20 protein-coding genes are annotated in these 20,699 nt (G+C 72.3%); 14 read left to right on the forward strand and 6 right to left on the reverse strand.

Annotation, left to right across the window (positions count from 1 at the left end):
• Nucleotides 1-80: 80 nt before the first annotated feature.
• A complete protein-coding gene (locus tag KLO01_RS09765) occupies nt 81-1,001 on the forward strand; it encodes a type IV toxin-antitoxin system AbiEi family antitoxin domain-containing protein (protein ID WP_147064556.1) in 921 nt (306 codons plus the stop codon).
• A 118-nt stretch (nt 1,002-1,119) separates the two neighbouring features.
• On the opposite strand, the gene KLO01_RS09770 is transcribed toward KLO01_RS09765, so the two are convergent.
• The gene (locus KLO01_RS09770) at nt 1,120-2,466 is read right to left on the reverse strand and encodes an MFS transporter (RefSeq protein ID WP_147064558.1); all 1,347 of its coding nucleotides are present in this window, start codon (nt 2,464-2,466) and stop codon (nt 1,120-1,122) included.
• A 71-nt stretch (nt 2,467-2,537) separates the two neighbouring features.
• On the opposite strand from KLO01_RS09770, the gene KLO01_RS09775 reads away from it, so the two are divergent.
• From KLO01_RS09775 to KLO01_RS09785, 3 genes are read left to right on the forward strand one after another with little or no spacing between them, the layout of a single operon-like run.
• Entirely contained in the window at nt 2,538-3,536 is a 999-nt protein-coding gene (locus tag KLO01_RS09775) for a GlxA family transcriptional regulator (RefSeq protein WP_222611964.1), read from the forward strand.
• Nucleotides 3,533-4,714, forward strand: a complete 1,182-nt coding sequence (locus tag KLO01_RS09780) for an amino acid deaminase/aldolase (protein WP_147064563.1) — start codon at nt 3,533-3,535, stop codon at nt 4,712-4,714. Before KLO01_RS09775 ends, KLO01_RS09780 begins: the two co-directional genes overlap by 4 nt.
• Complete coding sequence (locus tag KLO01_RS09785; protein ID WP_147064565.1) at nt 4,711-6,021, forward strand: D-arabinono-1,4-lactone oxidase; 1,311 nt, start codon at nt 4,711-4,713, stop codon at nt 6,019-6,021. Before KLO01_RS09780 ends, KLO01_RS09785 begins: the two co-directional genes overlap by 4 nt.
• Nucleotides 6,022-6,148: 127 nt before the next feature.
• Here the strand turns inward: KLO01_RS09785 and rarD are convergent, their stop codons facing one another.
• The 3 genes from rarD to KLO01_RS09800 are packed head-to-tail and all read right to left on the reverse strand — an operon-like array spanning nt 6,149 to nt 10,120.
• Nucleotides 6,149-7,099 carry an EamA family transporter RarD gene (gene rarD, locus KLO01_RS09790; RefSeq protein ID WP_035948144.1) on the reverse strand — a complete coding sequence of 317 codons (951 nt, stop codon included), beginning with the start codon at nt 7,097-7,099 and terminating at the stop codon, nt 6,149-6,151.
• A gap of 43 nt (nt 7,100-7,142) precedes the next feature.
• Entirely contained in the window at nt 7,143-8,255 is a 1,113-nt protein-coding gene (locus tag KLO01_RS09795) for a 2-oxoacid:ferredoxin oxidoreductase subunit beta (protein ID WP_371860268.1), read from the reverse strand.
• The gene (locus KLO01_RS09800) at nt 8,252-10,120 is read right to left on the reverse strand and encodes a 2-oxoacid:acceptor oxidoreductase subunit alpha (protein WP_147064567.1); all 1,869 of its coding nucleotides are present in this window, start codon (nt 10,118-10,120) and stop codon (nt 8,252-8,254) included. Before KLO01_RS09800 ends, KLO01_RS09795 begins: the two co-directional genes overlap by 4 nt.
• Before the next feature lie 194 nt (nt 10,121-10,314).
• On the opposite strand from KLO01_RS09800, the gene KLO01_RS09805 reads away from it, so the two are divergent.
• The 3 genes from KLO01_RS09805 (at nt 10,315) to KLO01_RS09815 (ending at nt 12,938) form a co-directional block, all read left to right on the forward strand.
• Nucleotides 10,315-10,614 carry a hypothetical protein gene (locus KLO01_RS09805; RefSeq protein WP_147064569.1) on the forward strand — a complete coding sequence of 100 codons (300 nt, stop codon included), beginning with the start codon at nt 10,315-10,317 and terminating at the stop codon, nt 10,612-10,614.
• A 3-nt stretch (nt 10,615-10,617) separates the two neighbouring features.
• On the forward strand, nt 10,618-12,345 hold the full coding sequence (locus KLO01_RS09810; RefSeq protein ID WP_147064572.1) for an alpha/beta hydrolase: 1,728 nt from the start codon (nt 10,618-10,620) through the stop codon (nt 12,343-12,345).
• Between the two features lie 161 nt (nt 12,346-12,506).
• The gene (locus KLO01_RS09815; RefSeq protein WP_186827993.1) at nt 12,507-12,938 is read left to right on the forward strand and encodes an LppA family lipoprotein; all 432 of its coding nucleotides are present in this window, start codon (nt 12,507-12,509) and stop codon (nt 12,936-12,938) included.
• A gap of 105 nt (nt 12,939-13,043) precedes the next feature.
• Here the strand turns inward: KLO01_RS09815 and KLO01_RS09820 are convergent, their stop codons facing one another.
• Nucleotides 13,044-13,409, reverse strand: a complete 366-nt coding sequence (locus KLO01_RS09820; protein WP_147064575.1) for a hypothetical protein — start codon at nt 13,407-13,409, stop codon at nt 13,044-13,046.
• Nucleotides 13,410-13,611: 202 nt separating this feature from the next.
• Between KLO01_RS09820 and KLO01_RS09825 the strand changes: the two genes are divergently transcribed.
• The gene (locus tag KLO01_RS09825) at nt 13,612-16,530 is read left to right on the forward strand and encodes a helix-turn-helix transcriptional regulator (protein ID WP_186827994.1); all 2,919 of its coding nucleotides are present in this window, start codon (nt 13,612-13,614) and stop codon (nt 16,528-16,530) included.
• A gap of 19 nt (nt 16,531-16,549) precedes the next feature.
• Here KLO01_RS09825 and KLO01_RS09830 read toward each other — a convergent pair whose 3' ends face one another.
• Nucleotides 16,550-16,834 (reverse strand): DUF4242 domain-containing protein, encoded by a 285-nt coding sequence (locus KLO01_RS09830; RefSeq protein ID WP_147064580.1) that lies wholly within the window; start codon nt 16,832-16,834, stop codon nt 16,550-16,552.
• 105 nt (nt 16,835-16,939) lie between these two features.
• On the opposite strand from KLO01_RS09830, the gene KLO01_RS09835 reads away from it, so the two are divergent.
• The 6 genes from KLO01_RS09835 to KLO01_RS09860 all read left to right on the forward strand — a co-directional run bounded on the left by KLO01_RS09835 (nt 16,940) and on the right by KLO01_RS09860 (nt 20,698).
• On the forward strand, nt 16,940-17,299 hold the full coding sequence (locus KLO01_RS09835) for an NADH-quinone oxidoreductase subunit A (protein ID WP_147064582.1): 360 nt from the start codon (nt 16,940-16,942) through the stop codon (nt 17,297-17,299).
• A gap of 4 nt (nt 17,300-17,303) precedes the next feature.
• Nucleotides 17,304-17,963, forward strand: coding sequence for an NADH-quinone oxidoreductase subunit B (locus KLO01_RS09840; RefSeq protein ID WP_147064584.1), 660 nt, complete (start codon nt 17,304-17,306; stop codon nt 17,961-17,963).
• Nucleotides 17,963-18,394 carry a DUF2568 domain-containing protein gene (locus KLO01_RS09845; RefSeq protein WP_246136169.1) on the forward strand — a complete coding sequence of 144 codons (432 nt, stop codon included), beginning with the start codon at nt 17,963-17,965 and terminating at the stop codon, nt 18,392-18,394. Before KLO01_RS09840 ends, KLO01_RS09845 begins: the two co-directional genes overlap by 1 nt.
• Nucleotides 18,391-18,807 (forward strand): DUF2256 and DUF3253 domain-containing protein, encoded by a 417-nt coding sequence (locus tag KLO01_RS09850; protein WP_147064588.1) that lies wholly within the window; start codon nt 18,391-18,393, stop codon nt 18,805-18,807. The genes KLO01_RS09845 and KLO01_RS09850 overlap by 4 nt, the downstream gene beginning before the upstream one ends.
• Before the next feature lie 179 nt (nt 18,808-18,986).
• Nucleotides 18,987-20,036: an SGNH/GDSL hydrolase family protein gene (locus tag KLO01_RS09855; RefSeq protein ID WP_147064590.1), complete on the forward strand. Its 1,050-nt coding sequence runs from the start codon at nt 18,987-18,989 to the stop codon at nt 20,034-20,036.
• A 95-nt stretch (nt 20,037-20,131) separates the two neighbouring features.
• Nucleotides 20,132-20,698 carry an NADH-quinone oxidoreductase subunit C gene (locus KLO01_RS09860; protein WP_246136137.1) on the forward strand — a complete coding sequence of 189 codons (567 nt, stop codon included), beginning with the start codon at nt 20,132-20,134 and terminating at the stop codon, nt 20,696-20,698.
• The last annotated feature ends 1 nt before the right edge of the window (nt 20,699 follow it).

The following is a 20,699-nucleotide window of genomic DNA, read 5'->3' on the forward strand; positions in this document are numbered from 1 at the left end:
CCGGTATGCCGTCCGCTCACCGTCCACAGTCCGCTCACCGTCGCTGGCGGGACCACATCTGAGCAGCCCACGCTGGCTGGATGACTGGACTTCCACCCGAACTCTGCGCCCTCGCCGCCAGCCAGCACGGGATGTTCACGACCGGGCAGGCGGCCCGGCTGGGCCTGGGTCGGCGCTCCCTCATCGCGGCGGTGACCGCGGGCGAGCTCGTGCACCCGGGGCGAGGCCTGTATGCCGTCGCGCACCTCGTCGACCACGTCACGCCAGAGGCCTGGCACCGTCACCTTGCCGCGGGTGCCATGCTCGTCTACCCGGACGCAGCCCTCTGCGGTGTCACGTCGGTGCTGGCCCACGGCATCGGCGTGTGGGGTTGCGACCTCGCCAAGCCCTCTCTCCGGCGGCCGATCCACCGGTCCACCGGGGTGACGTGCTTCCGGGTGCGTCGGTCCCGCGGTGCAGTCGTGGCCACCGAGTGGGGGCCGGCGTCCACCGTGGCGGACAGCCTCGTCCAGATGGCCGTCGACCACGGCATCGAACAGGGTGTGGTGAGCACCGACGCAGCCCTGCGTCAGGGACGTGTCACCAAGGCCGACATCGATGAGTCGATCGACCGGTCGACGCGGGCTCCGGGGATCCACCGGGCCCGGTCGATGGCGGCCTTCGTCTGCGTGGAGCGTGAGTCGGCGGGGGAGAGCCGGTGCGGCTTCGCCCTCGAGCTGGCCGGCATACACGTCGTTCCCCAGGTCGAGATCCGGGACGCCTTCGGCAACCTCGTCGGTCGCGTCGACTTCCTCGTCGAAGGGACGACGGTCGTCGTGGAGTTCGACGGCAAGCTCAAGTTCGCGTCGGGCGACCCCGAGGTGCTGTGGGCGGAGAAGAAGCGCGAGGACCGGCTCCGGGCCCTCGGGTACACCGTTGTCCGCATCACGTGGGCCGACCTCGAACGCGGCACCGCCGTGGCCAAGGTGCGAGCTGCCCTGGCGATGGCTGCCGCAGCCTGAGGTGCCCCTCCCGGTGACTGGGCATGCGAAGCATGCACTGGGCGCCCCTGCCGCGCCCGGGCTCAGTGCACGGAACCCACTTCGGGCGGGAAAGGTGTTGCGGGGGAACCCGAGGCGGTCAGGTGGTGGGGGTGAGGAGGTCGCCGCGGCGGGGGATGGACAGCGCGATGACGACGCTGACGAAGCACAGCCCGGCCGCGAACAGCCACGCCGAGCTGTAGCTGCCCGACGACTGGCGCACCCACCCGGCGATCGAGGCACCGACCCCGGCGCCGACCATGTGCGACGCGAAGACCCACCCGAAGACGATGCCGGAGTCCGCGAGCCCGAAGTGCTGGCGGCACAGCGCCACCGTGGGCGGGACCGTCGCGACCCAGTCCAACCCGTAGAACACGATGAAGACCCAGAGCGCCGGCTTCACGTCCGGCGCGAGCACGGCGTCGATGGCGAGCAGCGAGAGCCCGCGCCCGCCGTAGTAGACCGCGAGCAGCACCCGCGAGTCGACCCGGTCGGTGAGCCAGCCCGACGCCACCGTGCCGGCGATGTCGAAGATCCCCACGAGGGCGAGCAGCCCGGCAGCCGTCTGCGTCCCCATGCCGTGGTCGTGGGCGGCGGGGATGAAGTGCGTCTGGATGAGCCCGTTCGTCGACCAGCCGCAGACCCAGAAGGTGATGACGAGCGCCCAGAACGTCCACGAGCGGCTCACCCGGGCCAGGACGGCGACGGCGTTGCGCGCGGGGGCGATCGGCGGTCGGGCCGCGACGATCGCAGCCGCCTCGGCAGCCTCGCGCTCGGAGGCCTCGGTCGCGCCGAACGGCAGCAGCCCGCGGTCCGAGGGTCGGTCGGCCATGAGCAGCCCGATGAGGACCGACACGACGAGCGCGAGCACGGAGACCACGAGCGCCGCCGAGCGCCAGCCGTGCTGGGTCGCCGCCCACGCGATCGCGGGCAGGAAGACGAGCTGTCCGGTGGCGTTGGCCGCCGAGAAGATGCCGGTCACGAGCCCCCGGTGCGACACGAACCACCGGTTGGCGACGATCGCCCCGAAGACGAGCGCCATCGAGCCGGTGCCGATCCCGATGACGAAGCCCCACAGCACCCAGAGCTGCCACGCCGAGGTCATGAGGGTCGTCGCCGCGCTGGCCAGCCCGACGGCGATGAGCGAGAACGTCGCCATCCGGCGCACCCCGAAGCGCTCCATGAGCGCGGCCGCGAACGGGGCGGTGAGCCCGTAGACGATGAGGTTGAGGCTGACCGCGCCCGAGGTCGTCGTGCGTGACCACCCGAACTCGGCCTCCACCGGCTCGAGGAGGACACCGGTCGAGGAGCGGAACGCCGCGGCCGCGACGAGACCGGCCAGCGTCACGCCGGCCACGATCCACGCGCGGTGGACGGGGCGCCGGGGTGGGTCGCCGGCGAACGGCTCGGAGGTGGCGCCCGCACCCAGGGCGACGTCGTCGGTCATGGGGACGATCCTGACATCCTGCTCAACCCTCGCCTAGTGGCAGGAACGCCACAATGTGCAAAGATCCAGCCATGAGCCGGTCCAGCCGCCACTCCCCGCACCGCGTCGTCGTCCTCCTGCTCGAACCGCTCGTGGGCTACGACGCGACCATCCCGTCGGCCGTCCTCGGGTCCGCGAAGGACGCGCAGGACCGGCCGCTCTACGACGTCGCGATGGCGTCGCTCGACGGCGGACCGGTCACCACGACGACCGGCTATGCCGTGCTGCCCCACGGCGACGCGTCGCTCCTCGCGCGCGCCGACACCGTCATCGTGCCCGGCACGCGCATCCCCGGCCCGCGCCTCGAGGGTGTGGTCCCCGGCGACCTCGCCGCGGCCCTCGCGCGCATCCGCACGGGCACCCGGGTGGTGTCGATCTGCACCGGCGCCTACGTCCTCGCAGCGGCCGGCCTGCTCGACGGCCGGCGGGCGACGACCCACTGGCAGCACACCGAGATGTTCCGCGAGCTCTACCCGCAGGTCGACCTCGACGAGGACGTGCTCTTCACCGACGACGGCGACGTCCTCACCTCCGCGGGGCTCTCCGCGGGCGTCGACCTCTGCCTCCACCTGGTCCGGCGCGACCACGGCGCCGCCGTCGCCAACGACGTCGCCCGCTACTGCGTCGTCCCCCCGTGGCGCGACGGGGGACAGGCGCAGTTCATCGAGCGGCCGATCCCCGTCGTCGACGACGCGTCGACCTCGGCGGTGCGAGCCTGGGCGTCGGGGCACGTCGCCGACGACCTCTCCGTGCCCGCGCTGGCTCGCCGGGCCCGCATGAGCGAGCGCACGTTCGCCCGCCGGTTCCGCGAGGAGACGGGTCTGACGCCCGCGGCATGGGTCACCCAGCAGCGGGTGCGCCAGGCCCAGCACCTGCTCGAGACAACCGATCTCACCGTCGACGACATCGCGACACGCGCCGGCTTCGGCACGGGTGCCTCGCTGCGCAAGCACTGTGCTGCCACGCTGGGGGTCTCACCGCAGGCCTACCGCCGCACCTTCCGCGGCGCCGTCGAGAGCAGGAGCGCATGAGCCGCCGCCGCCACAAGGACGAGTCGGGCGTCGACGTCGACGCGCTCGAGAGGGCGACCGCCGGGCTGCCCGCGCCGCTCGTCACCGTCGACCTCGACGCCTTCGACGCCAACGCCGACGACCTCGCCCGACGCGCGGCCGGTCGCCCGATCCGCGTCGCGAGCAAGTCCGTGCGCTGCCGCTCCCTGCTGCGTCGCGTCCTCGACCGTCCCGGCTTCGCCGGGGTGATGGCGTATGCCGTGCCCGAGGCGGTCTGGCTCGTGCGGCACGGCTTCACGGACGTCTTCGTGGCGTACCCGAGCGTCGACGCCGACTGGATCCGGTCGGTCGCCGAGGACGAGCACCTGCGCGACGAGATCACGCTCGCCGTCGACAGCGTCGAGCACGTGCGCCTGCTCACCGACCTGCTCGGCGTCGGCAGCGGCGTGCGCGTCGCCCTCGACGTCGACTGCTCGCTGCGCGTCGGGCGCCTGCACCTCGGCGTGCGACGCTCGCCGTTGCGCACGCCGGCCGACGCGCTGGTGGTGACATGCGCTTCCCTCGACGCCGGGCTCCGGGTCGTGGGCCTGATGTTCTACGACGCCCAGGTCGCCGGGCTCCCCGACAAGGGGCCGCACCTCTCGACCCTCAAGAAGCGCAGCCTCGCCGACCTCGCCGAGCGCCGGGCGCCCCTCGTCGAGGCGGTGCGGGCCCTCACCGACCTCGACTTCGTCAACGGGGGCGGCACCGGCAGCCTCGGCCGCCTCGCCGCCGCCGACACCCTCACCGAGTTCGCGGCCGGCTCGGGGCTCTACGGCCCGACGCTCTTCGACGCCTACGACGACTTCACCCCGCGACCCGCCATGACCTACGCCCTGCCCGTAGTGCGCCGGCCCGGGAAGGGGATCGTCACGGCATACAGCGGGGGTTACGTCGCGAGCGGCGAGCCCGGGTGGTCGCGCGTCCCGAGCCCCGTCAGCCGCGCGCTGACGCTCATCCGGAGCGAGGCGGCCGGCGAGGTCCAGACCCCGCTGCGGGGCAGCGCCGCCGACCGGATGGCCCCCGGCGACCGGGTCTGGATGCGCGGGGCCAAGGCGGGCGAGCTGCTCGAGCGGTTCGACCACGTGCACCTCGTGCAGCAGGGACGGCTCGTCGAGACCGTGCCGAGCTATCGCGGAGAAGGGCAGAACTTCGGATGAGCGCGACGCCGAGCTGGAGCAACTGGGCCGGCAACGTCACGGCCTCACCGGCGCGGCTCGTCGAGCCGAGGTCGGTCGAGGACGTCGTCACCGCCGTCAAGCAGGCGGGCGAGCGCGGCCAGCGGGTGCGCGTCGTCGGTGCCGGGCACTCGTTCACACCGCTCGTCGCCACCGACGGGACGCTGCTGCGCCTCACCGCGCTGAGCGGGATCGTCGACGTCGACCTGGCCCGGCAGCGGGTGCGGGTCGCCGCCGGCACCCCGCTGCACGTCCTCAACCCGCTGCTCGACGGTCTCGGTCTCGCGCTGCCCAACCTCGGCGACATCGACCGGCAGAGCATCGCCGGGGCCATCGCGACGGGCACCCACGGCACGGGGGTCCGGCATCAGGGGATCGCCGCCGCCGTCACCGGGCTGACTCTCGTGCTCGCCGACGGGTCGGTCGTCTCAGTGGACGACTCGCACGACCCGGACCTGTTCCGGGCGGCGACGGTCGGGCTCGGGGCGTTCGGTGTCGTCGTCGAGGTCGAGCTCCAGTGCGTGCCTGCGTTCCGGCTGCGCGCGCTCGAGTCACCGGGCCGGCTCGACGAGGTCGTGGAGGGCTACGAAAGTCTCATCGCCGAGCACGACCACGTCGACTTCCACTGGTTCCCGCACACCGACCGCGTCCTCCTCAAGCGCAACTCACGCGTCGACCATTCCGATCCCGGACGGCCGCAGCCCCGGTGGCGCGAGTGGCTCGACGAGGACCTGCTGAGCAACACCGTCTTCGAGGGCCTCAACCGGGCCGCCGCCGCGCGACCGGCGATCGTCCCTCGGCTCAACCAGGTGAGCGCCCGCGTGCTCGGCGCCAAGGAGTACACCGACACCTCGTGGCGCGTCTTCTGCACCTCGCGTGACGTGCGCTTCCGCGAGTCGGAGTATGCCGTCCCGCGCGCCTCCCTGCCCGCCGTCATCGCCGAGCTCCGCGAGTGGATCGACGGCCACGACGTGTCGCTGCCCTTCCCCGTCGAGGTGCGCTCGACGGGAGCCGACGACGTGTGGCTGTCGACGGCATACGAGCGGGAGAACGCCTACGTCGCGGTCCACCAGTATCACCGGATGGACGACGGCGGAGTGTTCGCTGCCTTCGAGGCGATGGTGCGCGAGCACGCCGGGCGTCCGCACTGGGGCAAGCTGCACACGCTCGGGGCGCAGGAGCTGGCCCGCCACTACCCGAGGTTCGCGGAGGTGCAGCTGGTGCGCAACCGGGTCGACCCCGAGCGCCGGTTCGGCAACGCGCACCTCAGCCACGTGCTGGGTCCCTGACGCCGCTGTGCACTGCTGCGCTGGGGTGCAGCAGTGCACTGCCAGACTGTGCGCTGCTGCGCTGGGGTGCAGCAGTGCACAGCGCCGAGAGACCAAGCCAGCAGGCCAGCAGGTCGGCGGTCGGCGCTCAGGGGCAGGGGTCGGGCTCGAGGGCGGCGAGGCGGGTGCGCCGGTTGCTGCGCGCCTGGCGCAGCGAGTCGATCGACAGCAGCACCAGCGCCACCCAGACGATCGCGAAGCCGACCCACAGCGCGCCGGACACGTGCTCACCGAGCACCAGCACGCCGATGAGCAGCTGCAGCATGGGCGTGAGGAACTGGATGAGCCCGATCGTCACCAGCGGGATGCGACGCGCCGCCGCGGCGAAGAACAGCAGCGGGATCGCCGTGACGACACCGGCCGCCACGAGCAGACCCGTGTGCCACCCACCGTGCGAGCCGAACGTCGTCGAGCCCTGCGCCGACAGCCAGACGAGCACGCCGACCGCGACGGGCGCGAGCACCATCGTCTCGACGGTGAGCGAGTGCATCGCGTCGAGCGTGGCGCCGACCTTCTTCTTGACGAGCCCGTAGAACGCGAACGAGAACGCGAGCGACACCGCGATCCACGGGAACTCGCCGCCGGCCACCGTGAGGTAGACGGCCGCCACCGCACCCACCGTCACCGCTGCCCACTGCAGCGGTCGCAGCCGCTCGCGAAGCACGAGCACCCCCAGCGCGACCGTGACGATGGGGTTGAGGAAGTAGCCGAGCGCCGCGGCATACGTGCGTCCGGTGATGACCGCCAGCACGTAGATGACCCAGTTCGCCGCGATGAGCAGCGCCGCGATCGTCAGCCCCCCGAGGAGGCGGGGTCGCGCGGCCACCGTCCGCAGCCACCCGAAGTCGCGCCGCACGAGCAGTACGACCGCGCAGAACGCCAGCGTCCACAGGATCCGGTGCGCGAGGATCTCGAACGCGCCCGACGGCTTGAGGGCGTGGAAGTAGAGCGGGAAGAGTCCCCAGATGCCGTAGGCGAGGAAGGCGTATGCCGTCCCCCGCCTCAGCTCTGCGTCGTCACCCGCGAGGGGTGCGCTCACGCCCCGGTCACCCGAGGGTCCAGCGTCACCCGAACGTCCAGCGTCACCCGACGGTCCAGGTGTCGCGACCACGCAGCAGGGCGGCGAGGTCGTCGTCGGTCGCGGGGCCACCGGCGGTGTCGACGGCCGCCCGGACCTGGGCGCGCACACCGTCGTCGTAGGTCGGGCGCGAGACCGAGCGGAAGATGCCCATGGGGACGTGCGTCATCTCGGGGGTGTTGAGCCGCGAGAGCGCGAACGCCTGGCTCGGGTCCTCGGCGCCGGCGTCGTGGACGACGACCTCGGCACCCTCCGGGAGCGAGTCCGCAGCGACGAACTCCTGGCGACCTCCCGGCATACGGACGAGGGTCTTGCGGTCGTCCTCGGGACCGACCTGCACCGGCTCGCCGTCGAGGAGGTGCACGATGCGCGCCTCCTGCTGCGTGCGGTCCTTGATGAGCTCGAACGCGCCGTCGTTGAAGATCGGGCAGTTCTGGTAGATCTCGACGAGCGAGGTGCCGCGGTGCTCGGCGGCGGCGCGCAGGATCGCGGTGAGGTGCTTGCGGTCGCTGTCCATGGTGCGCGCGACGAACGTCGCCTCGGCACCGAGCGCGAGCGACACCGGGTTGAACGGCTGGTCCACCGACCCGAGCGGCGAGGACTTCGTCACTTGGCCGACGCGCGACGTGGGGGAGTACTGGCCCTTGGTCAGTCCGTAGATCTCGTTGTTGAACAGCAGGATCGTCATGTTGACGTTGCGGCGCAGCGCGTGGATGAGGTGGTTGCCACCGATCGACAGCGCGTCGCCGTCACCGGTGACGACCCAGACGTTCTGGTCGGGCCGCGAGGTCGCCAGACCGGTGGCGATCGCCGGCGCGCGCCCGTGGATCGAGTGCATGCCGTAGGTGTCGAGGTAGTACGGGAAGCGCGAGGAGCAGCCGATGCCCGAGACGAAGGTGATGTTCTCGCGCTTGAGCCCCAGCTCGGGCAGGAACGACTGGACCGCGGCGAGGATGGCGTAGTCGCCGCACCCGGGGCACCAGCGCACCTCCTGGTCGGAGGTGAACTCCTTCTTGGTCTGTGCGGGTGCGTCCGGGGCCAGCAGGGGTATGCCGGCCAGCCCGCTCGGGCGCGCGGCCGCGCCGTTGCTCGTGGTCGGGTGGTCGATGGTGGTCACGCGAGCTCCTCGAGGTGGGTGAGGATGACGTCGGCGAGGTCGACCGTGGAGAACGGCAGGCCGCGGACCGACGTGTGGGGGCGGACGTCGACGAGGAACTCGGCGCGCAGCAACATCGACAGCTGGCCGAGGTTCATCTCGGGGACGACGACGCGGTCGTAGGACCGCAGCACCTCGCCGAGGTTGGCGGGGAACGGGTTGAGGTGGCGCAGGTGCGCGCTGGCGACGGAGTGACCGGCGTTGCGAACGGCCCTGACCGCAGCGGCGATCGGGCCCTGCGTGGAGCCCCAGCCGAGCACGAGGAGGCGCGCCTCGCCCGAGGGGTCCTCGACGACGACGTCGGGGATGCCCGCGATGCCCGCGACCTTGGCGGCACGCAGCCGCGTCATCTTGTCGTGGTTGTCGGGGTCGTAGGAGATGTTGCCGGTGACGTCGGCCTTCTCGATGCCGCCGATGCGGTGCTCGAGACCGGCGGTGCCGGGGACGGCCCACGGCCGGGCCAGCGTCTCGGGGTCGCGCAGGAACGGGTGGAAGACCGGCTCGCCCTTGTCGTCGACGCCGTTGGGCTCGCTCGCGAACTCGACCTGCAGGTCGGGCAGCTCGCTCACCTCGGGGACCGCCCACGGCTCGGAGCCGTTGGCGAGGTAGCCGTCGCTGAGGATGAACACCGGAGTCCGGTATGCCGTCGCGATCCGGACCGCCTCGAAGGCGGCGTCGAAGCAGTCGGCCGGCGTCGAGGGCGCGACGATCGGGACGGGGGACTCGCCGTTGCGGCCGTACATCGCCTGGAGCAGGTCGGCCTGCTCGGTCTTGGTCGGCAGGCCGGTCGAGGGGCCGCCGCGCTGGACGTCGACGATGATGAGCGGCAGCTCGAGCGAGACGGCGAGGCCGATGGTCTCGGACTTGAGCGCGACACCCGGGCCGGACGTCGTGGTCACGCCGATGGCGCCGCCGAAGCTCGCGCCGAGGGCGATGCCGATGCCGGCGATCTCGTCCTCGGCCTGGATGGTCGTCACGTCGTGGCGCTTGAGCGCCGACAGCGCGTGGAGGATGTCGGACGCGGGGGTGATCGGGTAGGACCCGAGGACGAGCGGCAGCTTCGCCTGGTGCGCGGCGGCGACGAGGCCGTGGGCGAGCGCGGTGTTGCCGGTGATGTTGCGGTAGGTGCCGGGCGGCATCACCGCGGGTGCGATCTCGTAGCTCGACGCGAAGTCCTCGGTCGTCTCGCCGTAGTTCCAGCCGGCCCGCAGCGCCGCGAGGTTGGCCTCGAGGATCTCGGGGTGGGCGCCGAACTTCTTCGTGAGGAAGGCCTCGGTGCCGGTCGTCGGGCGGGTGTACATCCACGACAGGAGCCCGAGCGCGAACATGTTCTTGGCGCGCTCCTTCTCCTTGCGGGTCAGGCCGTCGAACGCGGCGAGCGCGTCGACGGTGATGCTCGTGAGGGGCACCGGATGCACGTGGAAGGACTCGAGGCTGCCGTCGTCGATCGGGCTCTCGGCGTAGCCGACCTTGGCGAGGTTGCGCTTGGAGAACTCGTCGGTGTTGACGATGATCGTCGCGCCGCGGGGGACGTCGGCGAGGTTGGCCTTGAGCGCTGCCGGGTTCATGGCGACGAGGACGTCGGGAGCGTCGCCCGGCGTGAGCACGTCGTGGTCGGCGAAGTGGAGCTGGAAGCTCGAGACACCGGGCAGCGTCCCCTGGGGCGCGCGGATCTCGGCGGGGAAGTTGGGCAGCGTCGAGAGGTCGTTGCCCATGGCCGCCGTCTCGGAGGTGAACCTGTCGCCGGTGAGCTGCATCCCGTCGCCGGAGTCACCGGCGAAACGGATGACGACGCGATCGAGCTTCTGGACGGTCTTGCTGGACATGAACACCTGACTCGAGAGACGTCGGTCGGGACGCGTGCGTCGTGTCCCGACGTGGTGTCCCCATCGTACGACCGAGGTAAGGCAAGGCTATGGAGGTGTCCATGCACGCCCCGTTGCCGGGGAGCTCTCCCCATTGCCCGGGCAGGGGAGGGCTGACAGGCTGGCGCCGGGGACACACACGACGGGGGGTGCAGATGGCGTACGAGGTCGAGATCAAGGACCTGCGCGACTCGGCGAAGGCTGCTCGGACGGCTGCCACCGAGGTCGCGCGCCAGACGCCGGGCAGCCACCTCACCGGCGCGGGCACCGGCATGCCCGGCGCCGCCAGCATCGCGGTCATGGCGCGGGTGAGCTCGGGGTGGACCACCGAGCTGTCCGACTGGGCCAAGGCGGCTCGCGGCTACGGAAGCACGTTGGACACCAACGCCGACCAGTACGAGCTCGACGACGAGGCCGCCCGTGACGCGTTCGGGCCCCTCGGCCAGGGGCGGTGACGAGTGCCCCTGACCTGGTCCGACATCACGGCGTGGAGGCACGAGCCACTCGCCACCGCCGAGCGCGAGCTGCGCACCACGCGACGCGACCTGCTCGACCTCGCCGACGAGCTGGCGACGATGGGCCTTCCCAGGAACTGGACCGGCGACGCCGCCGAGACCTCAGGCACCCGTCTCGGCACGGTCGCCGACGACCTCCGCGACGTCGTCGCGGAGGTGTCCGCGGCATACACCGCGGTCTGTGACGCGGCGGACGGTGTCCTCGGCGTCGTGGGTGCCGTGGACCAGGCGAAGGAGTACGCCCGCCTCAGCTCCCTGACGATCAGCGCCTCCGGTGTGGTCACGACCAACGAGCTCCTCGTATGCCGTGTCGACGACACCGAGGAGGACGTCGAGGCCCGCCGTGCCCGGCAGGCCCAGGTCGACGAGTGCGTCACCCGGATCTCCGAGGCCCTGCGCAAGGCCGCGGACGTGGACGCGGACCTCTCCGCCGTCCTCACGAGCATCGAGCGGGGCCGGATCGACGGTGGCAAGGGCACGCTCGCGCAGGCCTCGGCGATCGGCGAGGTGGAGGGCGACCTCAGCGTGCTCGAGCCGCCGCAGGGCGGCTCCCCGACCCAGAACGCCGCGTGGTGGGCGACGCTCTCGCCGGACGAGCGCGCCCTCGTCATCGCCCTGCACCCCGGGTGGATCGGCAATCGCGACGGCATCGACGCCACGTCGCGGGACCTGGCCAACCGCAACCTCCTCGACACGCGCCGCACCCACGTCACGTCGAGGCTCGCCGAGCTCGAGGCCGGCTTCGTGAGGGCCGACGGCACCCTCGACCCGGTCTTCTACCAGGACCACATCGACGAGTACACCGACCTCAAGGAGGAGCAGGGAGCGATCGCCACACTCGACGAGATGCTCGCGCGTCCCGGTGAGCACCAGCTCATCGGTGTGGACTTCACGACGCCTCGCACGCAGGCGATCGTCGCCAACGGCAACGTCGACACCGCCGATCACGTCGCCGTCTTCACTCCCGGGCTGACCTCCACCGTCGAGGGCATGGGCGGCTACGACTCCTCCATGGCTCAGCTGAGGCTCCGCACCGAGGAGGAGCTGTTCAACCGCGGAGAGTCGGGGACGGTCGCGACGGTGACGTGGCTCGACTACCAGGCGCCGCAGTGGGGCACGACGTTCGCCGGTGACTCCGTGGCCCTCTCGGGGTCCGCCGAGGACGGCGGCCGTGACCTCGCGGCGTACTTCACCGGCCTCAACGCCTCCCGGCTGGAGGACCCCGACCTCACCGCGCTCGGCCACTCCTACGGTTCGACGACGACGGGCTACTCGCTCCAGCACGAGGGCACGGGTGTCGACCGCGCCGTCTTCTTCGGCTCCCCGGGGCTGGGGACGAGCGACCTCGGTGACCTGCACCTGCCCGAGGGGAACGCCTACTACGCGGAGGCCAAGTGGGACCCGGTCGGCGACCTCGGCCGGTTCGGCAGCGACCCCACCGGTCTCGACGGGATGAACCACCTCGAGACCGGCGACGGCCAGTCCGCGGACGGACGCTCCTGGCACGGTGTCACGGGCCACTCCGACTACCTCCAGGACGGCTCGACGAGCCAGTACTCGATGGCGCAGGTCGTGGGCGGCCACCCGGACGACGTCATCGAGGGCCACAATGTGGGCTTCTGGACCGACCCGCTCGACGCCCAGCCGTGGTGGCCGGGGTTCCTCAAGTGAAAGGCGACGACCCGATGACCGGCCATCGCCGCACTCCGACCGACCGACGACGCCCCGGGGCACGGGTCGCGACGAGGGCAGTCGTGGTCGTCGCCGCCGTCCTGGCCCTGCTTCCCGGGTGCACCGGGGGAGCCGGCGACACCCCCAAGACAGGAGACCCAGTGGACGCACGACAGCAGCTCGACTCGCGTCGCAGCGAGGCCGAGGCCAAACGAGACAACCTCGCCCTCCTCACCGAGGTCCGTGAGGCCCTGAGCCAGGTCAATCCAGCTCTGAAGTGGCGCACCCCCGAGCCCGCCGTCGACTCCGGCTCCCTGTGCAAGGAGCCCTTCGACGCGGTCGACGGCGCCGGGACGCTCAACCTCACCGCCGGTGGAGCGTTCGGTGCGATCCCCGACGCCGACTGGCCGCGCGCGTGGGCGGCGGTCAAGGAGGTCGCGGCCAAGCGTGGCTACGGCGACGAGCACACCCTCAAGGACGAGCCGGGTGCCCACCAGATGTCGGTCTACGACAAGGACGGTTCCGAGCTGTCGGTCGGCACGAACGTCAACACCGTGGCGACGATCTACGGAGCCTGCTACCTCACCAAGTGAGGCACCGCGACAGCCCGACTAGGTCTACGCAGGCATGCGCCGGGCACGGGAAGGCGTGGCGCCCCCCCGGGATTCGGGTGACGCCACGCCTCGTCAAGGTCTGGGTCAGGCCGGGCGGTGCCCCGACGCGTGCGGGTGACGGTGCCGCGTCGTGACGAGGGCCGCGCCCGCGAGCGCTGCCGCGCCGAGCACGACGACGCCGAGCTGTCCCGGCTCGAGACCGAGCAGGCCTCCCTCGACGTGGAGGTCGGGGATCGAGGCCGGAGCGCTGCGGGGGACCGTGGTGGTGCCGGCGCCCTGGCAGGCGGCCCGGTCCTCGGGGACGACGTTGCGGCAGGAGGCCGACGAGGTGGTGCCGGGGAGGGCGTCCCCGGGGCCGATGTCCTTGGCCGACGTGGGGCCGGCGAGGAGGAGCAGGCCGAGCAGCGATCCTCCGACAGCTGCGGTGCCCCGTGCGAGGTGAGTGTTCACGGTGTGTCCTTCCATCGGTGGGGATCTCTGTGCCAACGACGTTAGGGACGCGGCCGAGCCGGCACCTGACCAGGACTGGCGACCTCCGCAGTGCCGCTGGCATGGCCAGATCTGGCCATCTTCGGAGCGAGGTGAGCGTGCGCCACCGTGCGGTTCGGGCGAGTGCCGCACCACGGCATACGACGGGCCTACCGTGGGTGACGTGGAGCGGTGGACGCCCCCAGACCTCCCGGCCCGATGGCGGGTCCACGCCAGCCCGTTCGTGGGCCGGCGCGCGGAGTTCCGCGCCCTCGAGGAGGCGTGGGCCGCCGTGGAGTCGGGGGTCGCCCAGGTCGTCTTCCTCGAGGGTGAGGCCGGCGCGGGCAAGTCCCGCTTCATCGCGGAGGCCGGCCGGATCCTGCACGCCCACGGTGCGGCCGTCCTGCTCGGGTCGTGCGTGGCCGAGGGTGGGGCGCCCTACCAACCGTTCGTCGGTCCGGTCGAGGCGCTGACGTCGGCGGTTCTGGCAGGTGAGCTCGCGGAGGTGCCCGGTGACGGGGGGACGGCACTCGCCCAGCTCCTGGGCACCCTCGTCGGGACCGGCGCGGCCATCGGGTCCTCGCGCCCCCCGACGACCCGTGAGCTCCACGCGGCGCTCGTCACGGCGCTGCGAGCCGCTGCCCGGGAGCGCCCGGTCCTGGTCGTCCTCGAGGACCTGCACTGGGCCGGTGCCACCTCACTCGAGCTGCTGTCCCACGTGGCCCGGCACACCGGCGACGTCCGGCTGCTGTGCCTGGCGTCGTACCGCAGCACGGCCCCCGACCGGTCGGCGCCGCTGGCCGGCGCGGTCGCCGAGCTCCACCGGCTCGAGGGCGTGAGCAGGGTCCGGCTCTCCCCGCTCACCGAGGGCGACGTCGCGGAGTACGTCACGGCGCGCACCGGCGCACCTCCCGACAGGGCGCGTGCGGTGGCGCCGTTGCTGCTCGAGCGCACGGGCGGCAACCCGTTCTACCTGCGCGAGGTCGTCAGGGACCTCGTGGACGCCGGGGGCGATGGCCTCGCGCACCTCGGCTCCGGTGAGCTGCCGACGCCGCAGACGGTGCGCGACCTGTATGCCGGTCGCCTGGGGCGGCTGGGGACCGGCACCCGCCGGCTCGTGGAGGTCGCGGCGGTCGTCGGGGACGAGGTGCCCGTCGAGCTCCTCGCCCGCGTGGCAGGGCAGGACGTGGACGAGACGCTCGAGGGCCTGGGCCAGGCAGAGATGGCCGGCCTGCTGCGGAACCTCGCGGGTGACGGGTCGCGCGTCGCCTTCGACCACGTCCTCTGCCGGCAGTCCGTGCTGGACCTCATGCCCCGCAGCGACCTGCTCCACCTCCACGTCGACGTCGCGCGAGCCCTCGAGGCGGGCCCCTCGTCGGTGCCCAACCGGGTCGAGCGCATCGCCCACCACTACGCACGTGCCGAGGTCCTGGGACACCGCCGCGAGGCCGTGCACTACCTCACCGAGGCGGCGTCGGTGGCCCGTGCCCGGCTGGCGCACCACGAGGCGGGGCAGGCCCTCGCCCGGGCGGCCGAGCTCGCCGACGACGACGCCGACCGTGACGACCTGCGCCTGCTCGCGGCGGAGTCGTTCCGGGCCGCGGGTGACTTCGCAGCGGCGTGCGACCTCGACCGGGCGGTGGCGGCGCAGGGCAGCCAGCGCGACCGGCTCCGCGCGGCCGTCGCCTTCGAGGGTGCGACCTGGCGCATCGGGGACCTGGGGTTCGAGGCGGCGGACCTGCTCGCCACCACCCTGGGCCAGGCCGACGTCGCGGAGACCGACCCGTTGCGGATCGCCGCCGTCGCGAGCCTGGGTCGGGCGCTGACGTTCACGGGTGACTTCGACCGCGGACGCGAGGTCTGCGCCCGGGCCATCGAGCTGGCCACCGCGTCCGGTGACCGCGCGACCCTGGCCCACGCCGTGGAGTGCAGCATCATCATGAACGTGCGGCCCCGGACCGCTCCGGAGCAACGGCCCCGGTGCGAGGAGCTCGTCCGTCTCGGCACCGCCGGGGGCGAGTCCGAGTGGGTCTTCAACGGTGCCTCGATCCTCGCGCTCGTCGCCCACCTCGTGGGTGACGCGGAGCAGTACGAGCGGTCCCACGCGGACCTGGTGCGGGCCGCGGCGGCGAGCGGCGAGCCGTTCTTCCAGGTCCAGTCCTCGTGCTTCGAGTGGGTCCGGGCCTTCGTCCGGGGTGACCTCGCCCGGGCTGAGGCGATCGGGGAGGAGCTCCTGCAGGCCCACCGCGTCGGCACCCGGGCCGAGCTCACCGAGCGGCTGTCGGTGCAGACCTTCGTCCTGCGCAGGGAGCAGGGACGGCTCGGGGAGGTCGCACCGTTCATCTCCGGGAACGAGTCCGTCGAGCAGCACTGGACCCCGGGGCTGCTGGCCCTCTATGTCGAGCTCGGTCTGCGCGAGCCGGCCCGCCGGGTGCTCGACTGGCTCGTCGAGCAGGACCTGGCCCGGTTCGTGGCTTCGCCCACGTGGCCGGCGACGATCGCCTTCGTCACCGAGGCGGCGGTCTGGCTGCGCCACCGACCCGCCGCGGACCGGCTGCGTGAGGCGGCGGAGGAGTACGCCGGGCACAACCTCACCGTCGGGCCGATGCTCGCCGCCTTCGGCTCCGCCGACCGCTACCTCGGGATGCTCGAGTCGACCCTGGGCCGCCCCGGGGCCGAGGGCCTGCTGCGGTCGGCGATCGAGATGGACGGCCGGATGGGCGCCCCGCTCTTCGTGGCCTATGACGCCGTCGCGCTCGTCGAGCACCTCCGTCGCTCGGGGGCCGGACCCACGGCGCTCGAGGTGGCCCGCCACGACGCCTCGGCACGCGTCGGCGCCCTGCACTCGCCGAGGCTCACCGCGAGCCTGGAGCGCGTCGTGCCACCTCGTCGCCGGGCCGACGGGCTGACCCCTCGCGAGGTCGAGGTGCTGCGGCTGCTCGCGCAGGGCCTGAGCAACCGGGCGCTCGCCGAGGAGCTCTTCATCAGCGAGAACACCGTGACCAACCACGTGCGCTCGATCCTCATGAAGACCGGCGTGACGAACCGGACCATGGCGTCGAGGTATGCCGCCGAGCACGGCCTGCTCGACCCCGGCCCCTGAGCGGGTGTCCGGCCGGGTCTCAGCCCACGGACTCCCGGATGTCGTGGCTCGCGCCGTCAGGCGTGAGGGTGTGCGTCACCTCGACGATGACGTCCGCGGGGACGCCGGCGCGCTCGGCGGCGCGCAGGATCGCCTCTGCAGAGTCGGCCTCGTAGAGGCAGAACGTCCTGCGACGGTCCGCGGACAGGAACGAGTAGAGCCAGCGCACGTGCTCGTCGTCGTTGATCTCACGGAGCTCACGCGCGTCCTCGGGCTGGAGGTCGAGCCGGTCGGCGAACTGGCGCTCGATCATGAAGATGGCCATGACCCTCCTCTCTGCGCTCGCAGTCTAGGCCCGGGACGCGACCGCGCGGGTGGTCATTTCGGTGCAGCCCGTCCGGTTCGGGTGCGGCTCGCTAAGGTGACCTGCATGACCGGATACGTGGCGGCGGCAGCGGTGCTGGCCACCGGCATGCTGCTCGTCATCGCGGCCATGGGTGCCCGTGTCCTGCTCGCGCCGCGCGCCGCGACGCCGGCCAAGCTCACGACCTACGAGTCCGGTGTGGACCCGGTCGGGCAGGGCTGGGCGCAGAGCCAGGTGCGCTACCTCTCCTACGCCTTCCTCTACGTCGTCTTCGCCGTCGACGCCGTCTATCTCTTCCCGTGGGCCTACGTCCTGCGTGATGCCGACCTCGGTGTCGCCTCGCTCGTCGAGATCGCGGTGTTCATCGGGATCATCGTCGTCGGGCTGCTCCACGCCGCCCGGCGCGGGCTGCTGCGATGGACGTGATCGCATGAGTGACGTGAGCGACGTGACCCACGACCGGTCCGTGCCGCTGCCGATGCCCCGCGTCGGCCCCGTGGGCGAGCACGCGCCGAAGCCGATCCGTGTCGTCCTCAACTGGGGCCGGCGCTACTCGCTGTGGGTGTTCAACTTCGGGCTGGCCTGCTGCGCCATCGAGTTCATCGCCGCGTCGATGGGCCGGCACGACTTCATCCGCCTCGGGGTCATCCCGTTCGCGCCCGGGCCACGCCAGGCCGACCTCATGGTCGTCTCGGGGACGGTCACCGACAAGATGGCCCCCGCCATCCGGCGCCTCTACGACCAGATGCCCGAGCCCAAGTACGTCATCTCGTTCGGTGCGTGCTCCAACTCCGGTGGGCCGTACTGGGACTCGTACTCCGTGACCAAGGGCGTGGACCAGCTCATCCCCGTCGACGTCTACGTCCCGGGCTGCCCGCCGCGACCCGAGGCCCTGCTGCACGGCATCATCCGGCTCCAGGAACAGATCGCCGGCGAGCGCCTCTCCGGCCGGGCGATCGCCGAGCGCCTCGGTGGCGCCGGACGGCTCGGTCCGGCCGACGGCGAGGGCGCCGCGGCCCCCCGCTACACCGCCCACCGCACGGGGTCCGCCGCCGAGGTGACGCGCGCTCGCGTCGAGCCGCCTCGGTGATGCTCGTCGCCCTCGGGCTGCTCGCGTTCGTCATCGAGTTCGCCTTCATGGTGGGCGTGTTCATGCTCGCGTCCGGCAGCGTCGGCGGGGGAGTGGCGGGCAGCCTGCTTGGCGTCCTCGCGGTCGTCGTCGTCGCTGCGCTGTGGGGACTGTTCCTCGCTCCTCGGGCGAGACACCGACTGCCCAAGCTGCCGCGGGCGCTCGTGGCCGGGGGCGCCGTCGCCTCCGTCGGGGCCGGGCTGCTCGGCCAAGGGCACCAGCGCTTCGGTCTCGTGCTGCTCGGGGCCGGGCTCGTCCTCGTCGCGGCCCAGATCGCCCTCGACGACGGCCTGCCCGCGCCGCCGCCGCAGCGTCGACGGGCTCGCGGGGAGGCCGGGGACGCCCCGGAGACACGGCGCTCACGCCGGCGTCAGCGCTCGCGACGACGATGAGCGCCCAGCGGGAGCCCAAGACGTGCGCGGCGTGCGGTCGACGGATCGAGTGGCGCAAGAAGTGGGAGAGGGACTGGGACCAGGTCCGCTACTGCTCGGCCGCCTGCCGTCGCCGAGGCGTCGGTGCCGTCGACCGGGCTCTGGAGGGCTCGATCCTCGACCTGCTCGGCAACCGGGCGGCCGGCGCGACGATCTGCCCGTCCGAGGCGGCGCGGGCGGTGGCGGCGTCTGACGACGGCTCGGGTGCAGGCCCTGGTGCGCAGGAGTGGCGAGCCCTCATGGAGCCGGCCCGCCGCGCCGCCCGTCGGCTCGTCGACGCGGGCGAGGTCGAGATCGTCCAGGGCGGCAAGGTCGTCGACCCGTCGACGGCCAAGGGGCCGATCAGGGTGCGGCGCGTCCACGGCCGCGGCTGACCACGCACGCCGCGGGACGGCATACGCACGACGTCCGCGACCGTGGTCGCGAAGCCGACCAGCACTGCGGACGCAAAGGTTCGCTACCCGCAGGTAAGAACTTGGCAAAGTTCTGTGACGGGGGTCACTGCCCGGCCCTAGGTTGCGAGCACCAGTCCTGCCACCCATGGGAGATGTCAATGACGACAGTTCGAGCGTTGGGCCTGATCGCCGCGGGAGCCGCCGCGACCAGCCTCGTGATCAGTGCCGCGCCTGCACAGGCCGCCAGTTTCTATGTCGCCCTGGGCGACTCCTACTCCTCGGGGACCGGCACCCGCAGCTACATCGCTGACGGCACCTCCTGCCAGCGCTCGACCTCGGCCTACCCCTCGCTCATCGCGGCGTCCAAGGGGCTGGCCCTCAACTTCCGCGCCTGCTCGGGCGCCACCATCCCCGACGTCACCAACACCCAGCTCAGCGCCCTCACGTCGTCGACGACCCACGTGACGCTCTCGGTGGGCGGCAACGACGCCGGGTTCGCCGACGTGCTCACCGAGTGCGCCATGCCCGGCTGGGCGAGCAACTGCAACGGCGCGATCGACACCGCCCAGAGCTTCGTCAACAACGTGCTGCCGGGCCGGCTCTCGACGCTGTACACGTCGATCCGGAGCAAGGCGCCCAACGCCAAGGTCGTCATCGTCGGCTACCCGCGCATCTTCCAGGGTGAGGACTGCAACGCCCTCACGTGGTTCTCGCCGGCCGAGGAGACCCGTCTCAACGCGATGGCGGACCTGCTCAACAGCAAGACGGCGGCCGCTGCGAGCGCCAAGGGCTTCAGCTTCGCGAACCCGACGTCGCGCTTCATCGGCCACGCCGTGTGCGACGACGTCGAGTGGCTCAACGGCCTCTCGAACCCGATCAGCGAGAGCTACCACCCCAACAAGCCGGGCCACGCGAGCGGCTACGCGCCCACGGTGAGCACGCCGCTCACCGGCAGCGCGTTCCGCCTCACCTCGGCGACGTCGAAGCGTGCGGCCGCCAGTGCCGATCGCCTTGCGGCGCAGCAGCGCTCGTATGCCGTCCAGGACGCCTCGATCACGCCGAAGGAGTTCCGCACGCCGAACCTTCGGACGGCCGCGGTCAAGGCCGCTGCGGCACGCGCCGGTGTCGACCTGTCCTCGCGGGCGAGCATCGACGCCGCCGACCGCGTCTGGTCCGCCCGCCAGGCGAAGCAGGCCGCGACCCGCTGACCACCACGACTTCTTGCCCCGTTGGGACGCCGAGCGCCAGCGAGGTGTCCCAACGGGGCAAGAAGTCGGACCAGCTGTCGGTCTAGGGTGACGACGTGAGCACCGACGTGAGCACCGACGAGCTGCACGACGTGGCGCCGGCCGACTGGCACGGGGCCGTCGCGGCCGCGCACGCGACCGGGTTCACGTTCTTCGACTGGCTCAGCGCCGTCGACCGCACCTACGACGAGGCGGCGCCCGGCTACGACGTGGTGCTCAGGGCCCTCGCCCTCCAGCGCCGCGACTCGGTGACGGGTGACCAGGTCGCGGGAGTGCACGGCATACGGATCGCGACGCGGGTCCCCGAGGGTGCCTCGCTCGCCTCGGTGACCGACGTGTATGCCGGCGCGGCCTGGCACGAGCGCGAGACGCACGAGATGTTCGGGGTCGAGTTCGAGGGGTTCGACGACGGGTCCGGGTCCGGGCTGCGGCCGCTGCTCCTGCCCGACGGCTTCGAGGGGACGCCGCTGCGCAAGTCCTTCGTCCTCGCCGCGCGCGCGTCGAAGCAGTGGCCCGGTGGCAAGGAGCCGGGTGAGGGCCACGACTCCGCGAAGTCGCCGTCGCGCCGCCGCGTGCAGGCGCCCGGGGTGCCCGACCCGTCCTGGGGACCGCGCGAGTCCTGAC

This window comes from Knoellia locipacati (assembly GCF_007992835.1).
Classification (GTDB): domain Bacteria; phylum Actinomycetota; class Actinomycetes; order Actinomycetales; family Dermatophilaceae; genus Knoellia; species Knoellia locipacati.

What these genes read in the sequence shown, in the direction of transcription:
- KLO01_RS09765 (WP_147064556.1), top strand. Translation starts at nt 81, where the DNA reads ATGACTGGACTTCCACCCGAACTCTGCGCCCTCGCCGCCAGCCAGCAC.
- KLO01_RS09770 (WP_147064558.1), bottom strand. Translation starts at nt 2,466, where the DNA reads ATGACCGACGACGTCGCCCTGGGTGCGGGCGCCACCTCCGAGCCGTTC.
- KLO01_RS09775 (WP_222611964.1), top strand. Translation starts at nt 2,538, where the DNA reads ATGAGCCGGTCCAGCCGCCACTCCCCGCACCGCGTCGTCGTCCTCCTG.
- KLO01_RS09780 (WP_147064563.1), top strand. Translation starts at nt 3,533, where the DNA reads ATGAGCCGCCGCCGCCACAAGGACGAGTCGGGCGTCGACGTCGACGCG.
- KLO01_RS09785 (WP_147064565.1), top strand. Translation starts at nt 4,711, where the DNA reads ATGAGCGCGACGCCGAGCTGGAGCAACTGGGCCGGCAACGTCACGGCC.
- KLO01_RS09800 (WP_147064567.1), bottom strand. Translation starts at nt 10,120, where the DNA reads ATGTCCAGCAAGACCGTCCAGAAGCTCGATCGCGTCGTCATCCGTTTC.
- KLO01_RS09805 (WP_147064569.1), top strand. Translation starts at nt 10,315, where the DNA reads ATGGCGTACGAGGTCGAGATCAAGGACCTGCGCGACTCGGCGAAGGCT.
- KLO01_RS09830 (WP_147064580.1), bottom strand. Translation starts at nt 16,834, where the DNA reads ATGGCCATCTTCATGATCGAGCGCCAGTTCGCCGACCGGCTCGACCTC.
- KLO01_RS09835 (WP_147064582.1), top strand. Translation starts at nt 16,940, where the DNA reads ATGACCGGATACGTGGCGGCGGCAGCGGTGCTGGCCACCGGCATGCTG.
- KLO01_RS09840 (WP_147064584.1), top strand. Translation starts at nt 17,304, where the DNA reads ATGAGTGACGTGAGCGACGTGACCCACGACCGGTCCGTGCCGCTGCCG.
- KLO01_RS09845 (WP_246136169.1), top strand. Translation starts at nt 17,963, where the DNA reads ATGCTCGTCGCCCTCGGGCTGCTCGCGTTCGTCATCGAGTTCGCCTTC.
- KLO01_RS09850 (WP_147064588.1), top strand. Translation starts at nt 18,391, where the DNA reads ATGAGCGCCCAGCGGGAGCCCAAGACGTGCGCGGCGTGCGGTCGACGG.
- KLO01_RS09855 (WP_147064590.1), top strand. Translation starts at nt 18,987, where the DNA reads ATGACGACAGTTCGAGCGTTGGGCCTGATCGCCGCGGGAGCCGCCGCG.